This window comes from Pedobacter sp. HMWF019 (genome assembly GCF_003061025.1).
GTDB lineage: Bacteria > Bacteroidota > Bacteroidia > Sphingobacteriales > Sphingobacteriaceae > Pedobacter.
This window is the reverse complement of record NZ_QAIL01000086.1, coordinates 15,830-29,606: the sequence shown is the minus strand read 5'-3', so window position 1 is coordinate 29,606 and position 13,777 is coordinate 15,830. Positions and strand designations below refer to the sequence as shown.

General features: G+C 41.6%; 13 protein-coding genes. 7 read left to right on the top strand and 6 right to left on the bottom strand.

The window, feature by feature from the left end; translation table 11 throughout:
* The first annotated feature begins 11 nt into the window (after positions 1-11).
* On the top strand, positions 12-947 hold the full coding sequence (locus DBR11_RS05510) for an ABC transporter substrate-binding protein (protein ID WP_233260652.1): 936 nt from the start codon (positions 12-14) through the stop codon (positions 945-947).
* Here the strand turns inward: DBR11_RS05510 and DBR11_RS05505 are convergent.
* The 5 genes from DBR11_RS05505 to DBR11_RS05485 form a co-directional block, all read right to left on the bottom strand.
* Complete coding sequence (locus DBR11_RS05505) at positions 939-2,702, bottom strand: carboxypeptidase-like regulatory domain-containing protein (protein WP_233260651.1); 1,764 nt, start codon at positions 2,700-2,702, stop codon at positions 939-941. The two genes, DBR11_RS05510 and DBR11_RS05505, sit on opposite strands and share 9 nt — an antisense overlap.
* The gene (locus DBR11_RS05500; RefSeq protein WP_108550606.1) at positions 2,702-3,670 is read right to left on the bottom strand and encodes a FecR domain-containing protein; all 969 of its coding nucleotides are present in this window, start codon (positions 3,668-3,670) and stop codon (positions 2,702-2,704) included. The genes DBR11_RS05505 and DBR11_RS05500 overlap by 1 nt, the downstream gene beginning before the upstream one ends.
* A 1-nt stretch (position 3,671) precedes the next feature.
* Positions 3,672-4,256: an RNA polymerase sigma-70 factor gene (locus DBR11_RS05495; RefSeq protein WP_108550605.1), complete on the bottom strand. Its 585-nt coding sequence runs from the start codon at positions 4,254-4,256 to the stop codon at positions 3,672-3,674.
* 77 nt (positions 4,257-4,333) lie between these two features.
* Complete coding sequence (locus tag DBR11_RS05490) at positions 4,334-4,993, bottom strand: DUF4833 domain-containing protein (protein ID WP_158275216.1); 660 nt, start codon at positions 4,991-4,993, stop codon at positions 4,334-4,336.
* Positions 4,994-5,031: 38 nt separating this feature from the next.
* Positions 5,032-6,054: a hypothetical protein gene (locus tag DBR11_RS05485; protein WP_108550603.1), complete on the bottom strand. Its 1,023-nt coding sequence runs from the start codon at positions 6,052-6,054 to the stop codon at positions 5,032-5,034.
* Between the two features lie 386 nt (positions 6,055-6,440).
* Here DBR11_RS05485 and DBR11_RS05480 point away from each other — a divergent pair, with 386 nt between their 5' ends.
* The 6 genes from DBR11_RS05480 to DBR11_RS05455 all read left to right on the top strand — a co-directional run bounded on the left by DBR11_RS05480 (position 6,441) and on the right by DBR11_RS05455 (position 12,337).
* Positions 6,441-7,085, top strand: a complete 645-nt coding sequence (locus DBR11_RS05480) for a GIN domain-containing protein (protein WP_108550602.1) — start codon at positions 6,441-6,443, stop codon at positions 7,083-7,085.
* 250 nt (positions 7,086-7,335) lie between these two features.
* Positions 7,336-8,229 (top strand): LysR family transcriptional regulator, encoded by an 894-nt coding sequence (locus DBR11_RS05475; protein ID WP_108550601.1) that lies wholly within the window; start codon positions 7,336-7,338, stop codon positions 8,227-8,229.
* A 74-nt stretch (positions 8,230-8,303) separates the two neighbouring features.
* On the top strand, positions 8,304-9,239 hold the full coding sequence (locus DBR11_RS05470; protein WP_108550600.1) for a YeiH family protein: 936 nt from the start codon (positions 8,304-8,306) through the stop codon (positions 9,237-9,239).
* A 69-nt stretch (positions 9,240-9,308) separates the two neighbouring features.
* Positions 9,309-11,543, top strand: a complete 2,235-nt coding sequence (locus DBR11_RS05465; protein ID WP_108550599.1) for a heavy metal translocating P-type ATPase — start codon at positions 9,309-9,311, stop codon at positions 11,541-11,543.
* An 18-nt stretch (positions 11,544-11,561) separates the two neighbouring features.
* Complete coding sequence (locus DBR11_RS05460; RefSeq protein WP_108550598.1) at positions 11,562-11,768, top strand: heavy-metal-associated domain-containing protein; 207 nt, start codon at positions 11,562-11,564, stop codon at positions 11,766-11,768.
* A 2-nt stretch (positions 11,769-11,770) separates the two neighbouring features.
* On the top strand, positions 11,771-12,337 hold the full coding sequence (locus DBR11_RS05455) for an AraC family transcriptional regulator (RefSeq protein ID WP_108550597.1): 567 nt from the start codon (positions 11,771-11,773) through the stop codon (positions 12,335-12,337).
* Here DBR11_RS05455 and DBR11_RS05450 read toward each other — a convergent pair.
* Entirely contained in the window at positions 12,334-13,608 is a 1,275-nt protein-coding gene (locus DBR11_RS05450; protein WP_108550596.1) for an acetyl-CoA hydrolase/transferase family protein, read from the bottom strand. The genes DBR11_RS05455 and DBR11_RS05450 overlap by 4 nt on opposite strands.
* Positions 13,609-13,777: the final 169 nt, after the last annotated feature.

The window sequence follows — 13,777 nt, the reverse complement described above, 5'->3', positions numbered from 1 at the left end:
AAATTTGTAGGATGATAAAAATAGTTTCCTTTTTACCGGCAGCCACTAAGATGATTTACGATATGGAATTGGAAGAACATCTGTATGGTGTGACATTCGAATGTCCAAAGGAAGCCGCAGATCTACCTAAGGTGGTTCGTTGTGTGCTGGAAGGAAAGAACTATTCAAGTATAGAAATAGACCGGATATTCTCGGCCTCTAAAGCCCAGGGGAAAAGTCTCTACTGGGTAGATGAAGAACTACTGGAAGAAATCAGTCCGGATGTGATCTTTACCCAGGACACCTGTGAAGTTTGTCTGATTGATACTGCCTGCACACTTTCTTCCATCCAGCACCTGAGCAAGCAACCCGAACTGGTACAGTTGAGTCCAAATAATCTTGATGATGTTTTTAATTGCGCCGTGACCATTGCCCGGGCTATAGGAAAAGAAGAAGTTGCGTTCCGTTATCTTGCAGGGTTAAAGGAAGTGATGAGCACTATTCTTGATCAGTTAAGAGGGGCCGGAGCACCTTTAAAAAGAGTTATGCTGATGGAATGGATAGAGCCCATTTACAATTGCGGACATTGGATTCCTTTTCAAATTGCAGCTGCCGGAGGCGTAGATATGCTGTCAAATCCTGCTGGTGACTCTATAGTAAACAAATGGGAAAAGATCCAAAAATACAATCCGGAAGTCCTGGTTATAGCACCTTGCGGTTTTGATATACGCAGGAGTGAAGAGGAAATGCATCTGCTCAGTTCTAAACCAGGTTGGAACGAATTAGAGGCGGTTAAGAATAATGCCGTATATCTTGCAGATTTCGATCTGTTTACCCAACCCAGTATTGGAACCTTGGTTAAAGGCGTTGAAGTATTATCCTGTTTGTTTCATCCGGAAATCTTCCAGGCGGATCAAAACCTGTCAAAATACTTTAAAAAATTCCAGACAGAGCTGACCTTAAAATAAAGTAATTCCGGCATTCCATCCTAACCAACCTCTGGTATTGTTATTGATCTTTGTGGAGTAATCTGGTGCCACCTGTTGTTTATAGCCGTTGCCACTAGCGCCTGGTGGCGCACTGGAATTGTAAATGGAATAAGCCGGACCTCCGAAAATGCTCAAGTTCTTAAATAATTTAACCTGCAGATTAACCTGGTAGCGCGTCAGTACATTGGAATAATCCCAGTTTCCCAGGTACAGAAACTGGGAACAAATTTCTGTAGCTATTGAAAAACGCCTTCCCATCAGAAAGTCGTGTCCAAAACCAATTCCAAAAGCTTTTACCTTTGCCGTATCCGAAAAATTCTGGCCCAGCATCAGGATAGAATACAATTTATCATTACCAAGTTTAAGACTCGCGTTGTACATTCCGGTTTCATTGGTGGAAAGGCTGACTTTATGATAGCCGTTTTTTATAATGTTAATCAAACCTATACTGTAGCCATCAGATTGATCGGCAATATTAATCAAGCCTATTTGTACACCCTTTAGTCGTTTGGTATAATTGATCAAACCAGACAGCTGGACGCCATTTACTTGCTGCGAAGTAAGATTTAGTAGTCCCGCGGCTTGAAAACCACTCATGTCCCCATTAACAAGGTTCATAATTCCGGCCATCTGAAACCCAACTGCGTTTTTGCGAACGTGGTTGAATATCCCTGCAGCCTGCAGAGTCTTGCTGTTTCCGCTCACTTCGTTCATAATACCTGCCATTTGTAAGCCTTTACTGTCTCCAATTACGGTATTTAATATGCCTGCGGCTTGTAAGCCACTTGAACTGCCCCCAACTACATTAAATAGACCTGCAATCTGAAGGTATCGTGCATCTCCTTTGTTCATATTGAACAAACCTGCAGCTTCAAATCCATTCAGACCAGCGGTATACCCGCCGAACAAGTTTAAAGAGGCTTTGTTTATGATTTGGGAACTCATCATGCCGTGTGAGCTTAAACCTGGGGTAATAGACACCTGGAACGGACTGTTGGCAATAAAATCCGGTATGTTCATACTTTGGATTCTTTGTTTTGATGAAACTAAAAACCGGCCTATACCTATACGTTCCACCAGGTTGTTATTTGGTCCGCCTTTTCTTCTTTTACCCGTAGCTGGATCGGTATCATCAGTATATCCCTCAGGTTTGATGGTGATATTGGAAAGAAAAACCAGGGTTGTGTCCCGGTAACTTTCTTTGCTGGCTGTCAAAATTACTTCATTGTAATCTCCACGGAAACGAAGCTTGAAATAACCTTCGTTGTCGGTAAGCGTAGATTGCAGTAGCCTTTTCTCATATACACTGGCCTGTTTTATTTTCAATCCTGTTTTGGTATCCATTACATAACCGCTGATCAGGTAAAGTTTCTCTGCAGTGGTGATGTTGTCGGGTTCTATGGTCAGGTGCAATGCTGCAGAACGGAGAATGATATACTGACCTTCTTCTCTATAATCTATTTTTCCATTGAACAGCCTGTCCAAGACCTCTCTTACCGGAAGGTTTTGTGCCGAAAGATTGACCAGGCTATCTGTTTTGAACAGGGTGCCCTGGTAAGAAAAGTAAAAGTTGGAAGAGGTACTGATCCGGTTTAAAATAGATCCGATACTTTCCCTTTCCACATGTATGTTTACCCTTCGGGATAAATTCCCTCCAACTGTGGGCTGTTGGGCCTGTACTTTACAGATGATCAGGGAGAGCATCAGGATTGCGGTTAATTTTCCTTTCATCATTAGCGGTTGGACAACAGGATCTTGCCCTGACTGCTTGTTGTTTTAAGATTTAAAGATTTGCAAATGATCCCTAAATTATAATCCAGTGAATTGTCCAGTTTTAACGTGGTACTTAGTGTTAGTTGTTGAACTTTTGGGTCTTCAATAACCACATTAGCCTGATAGGCATCGTTCAACGTTGTCGCAGCAGAAGAGAGTGATGTATTTTGCAGGACAAACAATCTGCTGCGGTAATAATTGTACAGCTGATCAGTGTTTTGCTGTTTGGTCAGGGCATCATTTTCTTCGGATATGCTCACTTTTTCTCCCGGATGTAGTTCTACCTGCTCATTTTTATAACTTACCTTAACGATACCTGTTTCTACGATAACTTCGGTTTGTTTGCCCGAATGTTTTACATTAAATGAGGTGCCTACTACTTTTATAGCTACCTTATGGGCTTCTATAATGAAAGGTTTTTTCTTATTTGGGGTAACACTGAAAAATACATCACCTTGTTGCAAATGAATACTGCGGTGCTCTTTAAAGTTGCCGACAAAACTCAATACAGAGCGTTTGTTCAGGGTAAGCACAGAACCATCCGGCAAAGTTTTGACCAGGACTTGCTGGCCTGCTTCTACACGTACATAAGATCCCTCACCAAATAGGCTCCAGGCACCCCAGGCACCAGCGGCCAGTAGAAAAACAGCGGCAATTTTCAGCCATGCATAGTTTTTCTGTTTTAAGGGGATTACCTTAGTTTCAGGTTTGTTTGCTGTTGTTTTCACCTTAAACTTCAACCATGCTGCTTCCTCATCTACCGTGCTTGTCCGTTCCAATCTTTTACTGGTTTCCCAGATTCTGGAAAAATGCTCAAAATACGATTTGTTAGCTGGATCTTGATCTATCCACTGCTGCACCTCGGTGTTTTCTTCGGTGCTGGTTTCGTTTAATAAAAACTTTACTAAAAGTTCGTCCGTCGTGCTCATCCTAATTCAAAAAATCTTTATAAAATATGATCCCTATTAAAATAAGGGCTAAAAAATCTACTAATTTCAACCTTAAGATCCTTAAGGCTTTTCCCATTTGGTTTTCGATTGTCTTAATAGACAGTCCAAGCTGTTCTGCAATTTCCCTGTATTTTAGTTCCTCAAAACGGCTCATTTGGAAAATAGTCCTGCATTGTTCAGGCAGGTCTTTCAGCGCTTCCTGAAGCTTCCATTCCAGCTCATTCAATTCTGCCTTATGCGAGGCAGGTTCACTATAGTTCAGGCTGAAAGCCGCATGTTCCTGGTAACGGGCTTTGACCTTCTGGTGTTTCAGGTAATTCAGGGTATCGTTGTATACGCATTTGTACAAATATGCTTTTACAGAAAGGTCAATATTTAGCAATTCACGTTTCTCCCAAAACCTCATAAACATGTTCTGTACAATTTCTTCTGCCATTTCATCGTCTCTGATCATCGTATTGACATAAACATGCAGGGCTTTGTAATGGTCTTTGAATAACTTTTCAAAGGCCTGGTCATCATACAGACTAGGGGCCGGCCGGCTGGTGCTTTTAGTTAATTCCACTTTTTTAATTGTTGTTCAAAGATATCAGAATTTCATTGCTGCAGCAATTTGTACTGTGGTATCTTTGAACCTGGTTTTTATATATTAATCCTTTGTAAAATTTCTTTTCCATTGCTGTTTTGAATGGGTATCAGGTCTATGTAACGAATCATCGGAAACCAGCGAAAGTGTTCATCCATACTCACAAAAACCCTTTTTAACAGATGGTCTTGGCCTTGGTCCTTTATATAAATTCTGTACTGGTGATCTGTTACTGATTTTTTTAAATACAGGGGTAATTGTTTATAGGCGATCAAGCGGATTTCATATTCATCATTTCCAATTGGCCGGGTCAATAGCCCATAGGCGTATTTTCTTTCCGCGGGACTTAGCGCTCTTCTTTTACCGGTGTCGGAATACCTGGTGAGGCTGCTCTTTACCGGTTCCTTACTACATAGGGTACCATCTGCATTATAATTCAATTCGTAGATAATTGTGCAGGCATCAGTTTCTATTATAGATTTTCGGAGTTCTTTTGGATAGGCTTGTTCAACTATGGAAGTGCACATCAAAAGTGTTAGACCAATAATCTTGATGATCTCCTCCCAGGCATTCCTGTTTTGTAAGGTCCGTTTTTTTCTGTAGAGCTTGTCTCTGTTTACTGTACAGAACAAGATGAGTTTCATCAGCAGATATCCTGTGCACACTGATGTAAATCTAATGACTTTCTTCTCTTTTTTTTCTGCTCTTGATAACATAAGATCTCTAGGTTTATTTGGAAAATCCGGACCAGCTACTAGAATAAGACTTGTACTCCAGCGATGTAACCGAGGTAAAGCCCGGTAAACCGGCTGCTGTTGCTGCTGTCCCATCTTCTCATGTAACTGTGAACCATGTCCCTTCCTTCTTCACTATCTGCATTGATCAGGTTGAGTGACGGGCCCCCGAAAAGCTCTATACGGGAACTGACTCTCCAGGCTGGAAGTACCCTGATGGAGGATTTAAAGGTTCCTTCGCTTTTAAAGCGCGTTAGACCTGTTGAAGCCAGCTCCAAATTGAGTCGAAAGGTATTGTAATGTAGCAAATGTGCACCCAGACCGGCCTCAAAGGCATAAACCTCTTTATCATTTTTAACATTATACCCTATACCCAGTATTCCATAGAGGAATTTTCCACCAGAACGGAAGGATAGCAGCAAGGTTTGGTTATCGTCTATACTGGCACTGATGCTTTTTTCGCCGTTTTTAATCAGGTTTAAAAAGCCAATTGGATAGTCCGAGCTGTCGGCTACGTTCATAAAGGCAGAGATCTGGGCACCTTTAACCTTTTTTGCTATATTCATAAATCCGGAGATCTGGGTAGAGGTATTACCGGCTTTGTTCATGAAACCGGCTAGTTGCAGGCCATTCATATCGCCGGAAATATTTGCAAAGCCAGCTACGGCAACACCCTTCCCTGAGCCATAAGAGTTCAGAAAGCCCGATACTGTTGTGCCCTCAGCACAATAACGAACGTGGTTGGAGAATCCTGCAACCAGTATACCTTTGGAGTGATCACGGACTATATTACTCAGGCCAGCCACGGCAACGCCTTCTTCTGCTGCGGATAGTCCGGCAATCAGGTTCAGGGAAAGGTTATTGGTGTCCAGTCCGGCCTTGCTGCCGTTACTGCTTACCGGATAGACCAGCCCAATGTGTACCTTGGTGCGTTTTCGGTCTTGTGCTTGTAGTGAAAACACGGTTAATGAAATTATAATGCCGCTTGCTATGGTTTTAAAACGAAAGGATAGTGGTTGTTTGTAGTAAAGTAAAGATTTCATTTGTTCTATTTTTGGTGTGTGACAACAAACTCAGGTTTTACCCCTACGTGGTTGTTCCTTTAATTTTGAAAATTGACAATTTCACGTTGCTGCTTCGGGGCAGACGATATCAGGCGGGCTAAAGAAGCTCGCAGATCTCTGAGGCCGCCTCATCAGCAGGGTGAAATTTTCTCTGGCAAATTGCAGATATCAAGCACTTTATTATTTGGTCATGGATGATTTTGAGAGGAAGCCAACAAGAAAAGGCTGAGCTGGTCGTGAATATATGACTGTTCGTCGATGGTTACAGTCCTGTTGGTCTAATAGCGATAAAACCGGTGAAACGTTCCCGGTTTGAGGGTGTCTTATGTACAAAGAGAATTAAAAAAAACTTAAAACATACAGATATGAAAACTGCTATCAAAACCTTATTCGCAACTGCTTTAACAGCTGTTATTTTAACTTCTTCTGCGTTTAATACTTCTGCTCAGGAGGCTAATACAAAAACAACCATAGCTTCTGTGGTGTCTGGTACGTCAATGATCAGGGTAATAGGAAATGTAACCATTTATCTAAGACAGGGGGACCAGGAGAAAATTCGTGTGGAAACTGGCCAGTCAGAGGCTAAAGTATATTTAAAAAGAAACGGAAGTAAATTATTCATTCGTTCTGAAAGTAGCCAGCCGTCATTTGTTTATCTGACAGTTAAAAACCTGATGAGGATTGATGCTTCTGAAAATGCTATTGTAAAAACAAGTGGTTGTTTTACTGTTCCTGTACTCCAGGTTTTTGCGGAAAATCAGGCAAAAATTGATGTTAAGGTGGTTGCGCAAGATCTTTATACTGTGATTAAAGATGATTCTTATTTGAAATTAAGTGGATCGGCAGACCGTCATGTATCCGAAAAGAGAGATGCTTCTAATTTAAATGTGACTCGATTCGCTGCACTAAAGACTACTTCTCCGAGTAATTTGCTAACTGCAGCTGATCTTGATGCACAGTTGGCTGAGGCGGTTAATATGGCTTTGATTTTACCTAAGAATTCTAAGTGAGGATAATTTAATTAATATGTGTTTTTATAGCACTATTGCGATGATTTCATGGGTATTATTTAAATACTTGTCAAGTTTCCGGTTGTCCGGTCTTAAATAGGATAATAGTTTTGTCATTAGAAGAAGAATAATGGAACTAACAATGGCTGCTGGACCTGGAGAAGGGATTGTACTGATCCGCCCATTTTGTGAATTTAGCCTTAAAGAATTCTAAAAAGCGTATTTTTGGGTCAGAATCAACGTAAAACGCATGGCAGATTTCAGGTTAGAGGTTTTTTATACAGTGGCAAAAAGATTGAGCTTTACCAAGGCTGCTGCAGCTTTATTTATTACCCAGCCAGCGGTAACGAAACATATCCATGAGCTGGAACAACAATACCAGAATAAACTGTTTGAAAGAAAAGGCAATAACATACAGCTCACGGCTGCTGGCCAATTGCTGCTGGAACATGCGGAGACTTTGTTCGCTATTTACAGAACCATTGATTTTGAAATGAATGCTCTGGTGCATAAAAAGGAGGGGAGTTTGCATCTGGGTGCAAGCACCACTATCGCGCAATACGTTATTGCGCCCATGTTGGCTAAATTCAGGAGGAAATTCAGCGATATTCAGCTTAAGCTGATTAGCGGCAATACCGAACAAATTGAAAAATACCTGCTCGACAAAGATATTGAACTCGGTATTGTAGAAGGAAAATCAAAAAATCAGGAAATCCAGTACACCGAGTTTATTAAAGATGAAATCGTACTGGTCTGTGGTAAAGATCATCCGCTGGCCAAGCAAGGAGAACTGGAAGCGGCGCAGTTACAACAATATGCATTCGTCCTTAGGGAGCAGGGCTCTGGAACACTTGAAGTTATAGATCACGCGCTGAAAACACTTGGTATTAAGCTTGCCGATCTTCCAGTGGAAATGGAATTGGGTGGTACTGAAAGTATTAAGTCCTATCTGGTCCACTCTGGTGCACTGGCTTTTCTCTCGATACATTCTGTTTTGAAAGAACTGCAAACAGGTGTATTGCGGGTTGTGGAGGTAAAGGATCTCAGCATAGAACGGAACTTTTACTTTATTCATCTTAAAGGAAAAGCCGACGGCTTAGCCGAAATTTTTATGCGCTATTCCAGGCAGCTGCATAACCTGTAGTTATGGCTGATCAGTTATAGGAATATGCTTCCAAAGCTTTACTGAGGTAATTTTGCTTCATAAAAAACAACAAAATGAAGCTTATACAACACCCATCGTTTCCGAAATTTCTATATTTCTGCTGTGCTATTGTCTGTTTACTCCCCTGGATGTCTCCACCATTGGCCTTACTACTCGGGATTTTCTTTGCACAAATTGCGGACCATCCTTTACCGGTTTTCAATCAGAAAGCTACGCAGCTTTTGCTTAAGATCTCTGTAGTGGGATTAGGTTTTGGTATGAACGTATATACTGCCATGAAAGTAGGGATGGAAGGTTTTCTTTTTACCATTGTTTCTATAACCAGTATTCTGGGATTTGGCTATTTGCTCATGAAACTCCTGAAAATTAATCCCAAAACCTCTTTTCTCATCTCTGCCGGTACAGCGATTTGCGGCGGAAGTGCTATTGCAGCACTTTCTCCGGTAATGAAAGCCAATGAGAAACAGATTTCTGTAGCCTTAGGAACAGTCTTTATATTGAATTCTGTGGCTTTATTTATTTTTCCTGTAATTGGCCATATTTTTAATCTTTCTCAGACTCAATTTGGAATGTGGTGTGCTATTGCAATACATGATACCAGCTCTGTAGTAGGAGCGGCAAGTAAATATGGAAATGAAGCCCTTCAAATTGCAACTACAGTTAAACTGGCCAGGGCTCTATGGATCATTCCTGTAGCATTAGGTACAGCAATGCTCTTTAAAACTGCAAAGGCTAAGATTCAAATCCCTTATTTTATAGGTTTATTTGTCATGGCCATGCTGGCTAATACTTATTTTACACAGATTCATCCCTGGACTCCTTATTTGCTGATGGCCTCTAAAGCTGGCCTTACGTTAACACTTTTCTTCATTGGGAGTGGTTTGTCTTTGGCAGTGATCAAATCAGTTGGGTTCAGGCCTTTGCTCCAGGGGGTCTCTTTATGGTTATTTATCTCTATGGCTGCGTTAGGAGCTATTCTAATTATATAAAAATACCGCAACAGGATGTAAGTGCGGGCAGTTTTGAGGTGGTATCTTTGTGATATAAAATTTAAAATCATGTCGGAGCACGCATCTATACAAACTTTATCACTTCCTGTACTGGGTATGACCTGTGCAGGATGTGCCGTTAGCGTACAGTCTATTATCGCGGCATTGCCAGGAGTTACTGGAGCAGAGGTCAATTATGCTACGCAACAGGTTAAGGTAAATTATTATCCACAGGAAACCGAACCTGAAGCATTTAAAACCGCCGTGCAGTCTGTAGGTTATGATCTTATCCTGGATGTGGAGGGCGCAAAAGAGAAGCAGGAGGCCTTGCAGTCTGAAAACTATAGCGCTTTAAAAAAACGAACAATTGCTGCGGCTGTACTGGCATTACCCGTGGTCATTATTGGTATGTTTCTGATGGATATGCCGTATGCTAATTATATGATGCTGGTACTGTCGACACCTGTTCTTTTTGTGTTTGGCAAAAACTTCTTTGTCAATGCCTGGAAGCAAGCCAAACACGGAATGGCGAATATGGATACTTTGGTAGCTTTAAGTACGGGTATTGCCTGGCTATTTAGTGTATTCAATACTTTTTATCCTGATTTTTGGCATTCCCGAGGGCTGCACCCACATGTTTATTTTGAAGCTGCTGCGGTAGTAATCGTGTTTATCATGCTGGGTAAATTATTGGAGGAAAATGCTAAATCTAATACTTCAACTGCGATTAAGAAACTAATTGGTTTACAGCCTAAAACAGTTCATTTGATTACGGAGGCAGGTGAGCAGGAAGTGCCTGTGGCTCAGGTCCGTCAAGAGGATAAACTTAGGGTGCGCCCTGGAGAAAAAATTCCGGTTGACGGCGTGCTCTATGATGGGAGTTCTTATGTAGATGAAAGCATGATTACAGGAGAGCCTGTTGCGGTATTGAAAGAAACAGGAGCAAAGGTATTCGCAGGAACTATTAACCAGAAAGGGAGTTTTCTGTTTCAGGCGGAAAAGGTAGGTGAAGAGACCATGCTGGCCCAAATTATTAAACTGGTACAGGATGCACAAGGTTCTAAAGCGCCGGTGCAGAAGTTGGTTGACCGGATTGCAGGTATATTTGTTCCTGTGGTCATTTTTATCGCGATACTTACGCTTGGCGCCTGGATGATTTTTGGTGGCGCTACAGGTTTTACCCATGGCTTAATGGCTATGGTTACTGTACTGGTCATTGCTTGTCCGTGTGCCCTTGGTTTAGCCACGCCAACAGCTATCATGGTGGGGATTGGTAAAGGTGCTGAAAATGGAATCCTCATTAAAGATGCAGAGGCCCTGGAGTCGGCTTACAAAGTAAATGCAATTTTACTGGATAAAACGGGTACCATTACTGAGGGTAAGCCCGAAGTTACAGGGTTGGTCTGGTCGGCTGAAGCTTTGAATAACAAGATGGAACTGGAACGGATCTTCCTGGCTTTAGAAAAACAATCTGAGCATCCTCTGGCTGAGGCAGTTGTGCGCTATCTGAATCAGCAGGTGCAGGGTGATATTGATTTGTCTGGTTTTGAGAGCCTGACAGGAAAAGGTGTACAAGGCATATTTGGCCGAGAGAATTATTTTGCAGGAAGCCATCGTCTTTTAACTGAATTTAAACTTGAATTACCTTATGACTTGTCTCAAAAAATCAAGGAATTAGGCAGCGGGCCTCAGACGATTATATATTTTGGTGGGGCGGGCAAGGTACATGCAGTTATCTCTATTGCAGACCAGATTAAGGCAGGTTCTGCAGCTGCGGTGAAGACTTTGCAGGATCAGGGCATTACGGTTTATATGCTTACTGGAGATAACCAACTAACGGCATCTGCAGTAGCCGCACAGGCAGGTATTTCCCACTATCAAGCGGAGGTATTGCCTTCGGAAAAAGCAGCATTTGTACAACAATTGCAGAAAGAAGGTAAAGTGGTGGCTATGGTGGGAGACGGTATCAATGATAGCCAGGCCCTCGCCCAGGCAGATGTCTCTATTGCTATGGGAAAAGGTTCTGATATTGCTATAGATGTAGCAAAAATGACATTGATTTCCTCAGACTTACAGCAAATACCTAAAGCATTACGTTTGTCAAAGCAGACGGTTAAAACCATCAGGCAGAATTTATTCTGGGCTTTTATTTACAATGTGATTGGTATCCCGCTTGCAGCTGGTGTATTGTTCCCTGTAAATGGCTTTTTACTGAACCCGATGATTGCTGGTGCAGCTATGGCGCTCAGTTCTGTGTCTGTGGTGAGTAATAGTATACGTTTAAAACTAGCAAAATTGAATTAATCATTAACTTTATAAAATATGGAAACATTAAAATTCAAAACCAATATAAAATGTGGTGGTTGTATAGCAACTGTAACCCCTTTTTTAAATGATCTCAATACTGTCCAATCCTGGAAAGTAGATGTAGATAGTGCAGATAAAGTATTGACTGTTGAAGGAAGTGCGAGTGCTCCGGAGGTGATTAATATACTGGATAAAGCAGGCTTTAAAGCAGAAAAAATCTAAATATGCTGTTACACATTAAAAATATGGTTTGTGACCGCTGTATACTGATTGTTCGTCAGCAGTTGGAAAACTTAAATTTTAAGGTAAAGGACATTAGTTTGGGTAAGGTGGATATTGACCATGAACCCACAGAAGAGCAGGTGCAAACTATTGCATCTGCTTTGCAGGTATTGGGCTTTGAATTGATTGATAAACAAAAAGACCAGTTGGTAGAGCAAATCAAAACGAAAGTGATTGAACTGGTCCATTATTCTGATCTGAATTCGGTTCATCAAAGTCTGATGACCCTGATAGCGGAGCAGCTCCACAAAGAGTATACTTATCTGAGTAGATTGTTTTCTGATACAGAGGGAATTACGATAGAAAAGTATATCATTCAGCAGAAGATTGAGAAAGTGAAGGAACTGATCCAGTATGGGGAACTGAACTTGAATGAGATCGCTTTTAAAATGGGCTATAGCAGTAGTGCCCATTTATCTACTCAATTTAAATCGGTAACCGGACAATCGCCAAGTCAATACAAAACGGCTGCCGGTCATCAAAGAAAGCCTTTGGACCGGGTTAATTAAAATCGGTCGTGGTAGGCTTTTTCGAGTGTTTCCTGGTGCATAGGGTGGGCCAGATTGATGAGCGCCCTGGCTCTTTGTTTTAAACTGAGGCCAAAAAGGTTCACCTTCCCGTACTCTGTGACCACCCAGTTTACGTGGCCTCTTGTGGTCACCACACCTGCGCCTTCTTTTAAAAAGGGTACGATCCGGGAAATGCCTTTGGAGGTAACTGAAGGAAGGGCTATGATGGGTTTTCCGCCTTGTGACAGGGAAGCACCATGTATAAAGTCCATCTGTCCGCCAATACCCGAATATTGGTAAGTACCCATGGAATCTGCACACACCTGACCGGTCAGGTCCAGCTCTATAGCGGAATTGATGGCAGTAACTTTCGGGTTTTGACGAATAATACTGGTGTCGTTGGCATAAGAGATATCCATTACGCGAATGCTCGGGTTGTCATTTACAAAATCATATAGTTTTTTGGTGCCAATCATGAAACCTGTAATGGACTTACCTCTGTTGATCTTTTTTAGGCTGTTGTTGATTACACCACTCTGAATTAACGGAATTACACCATCAGAAAGCATTTCTGTATGAATACCAAGGTTTTTGTGTCCGCTAAGATTTTTTAGCACCTGATCTGGAATGCCTCCTATACCCAGCTGTAAGGTTGCTCCATCTTCTACCAAAGAAGCAATATGATGACCGATGGTGACCATGGCTTCAGTAGTTTTTGTGGAATAATCTACTTCAGGTAAGAACGATTCATGCCAAACCAGTGTATGGATCTTGTTGATATGTATAAATCCATCCCCGTGTGTCCGCGGCATATTGGGGTTTACTTGTGCAATAACATGTTTGGCGGTATCTACTGCGGCGCGTGCAATATCTACTGAAGTTCCAAGGGAGCAGTATCCATGTACATCTGGTGGCGAAACCTGTACCAATGCTACATCAATGGGTAAAAATCCCTCTCTAAAGAGTTTAGGAATCTGGCTTAGAAAAACCGGTACGTAATCTCCATGAGAACTGTTCACAATGGCACGTGTAATTGCGGATACAAACAGGGAATTAAAGAAGAAACTTTCTTTATAGCTGGAATCGTTAAAATCAGCATCTCCTAAGGTGGTTATACTGACTAGCTCTACCCTTTTAAGTTCCTGATGCCTTTGCTGCAGTGCTTTGACCAGGTGTACAGGGGTTGCTGCACTACCGTGAATAAATACCCGACTTCCGGACTGTATGATTTTAACGGCTTCTTCAGCGGTGCTATATGTAGTGTTGTTCATGATTATTTTTCTTAGTTAAAGATGGGGAAAATTACTTTATTATGCCATGACTAAAGTCATTCTGAAGGTATGATTGCTATCATTTATCCGGAATTTTCTTTACTTTTTATAAAAATGAATTGTTCTTAACTTTGCTTTCTTTTTAACAAGATATCAGATCTTTTTCCTC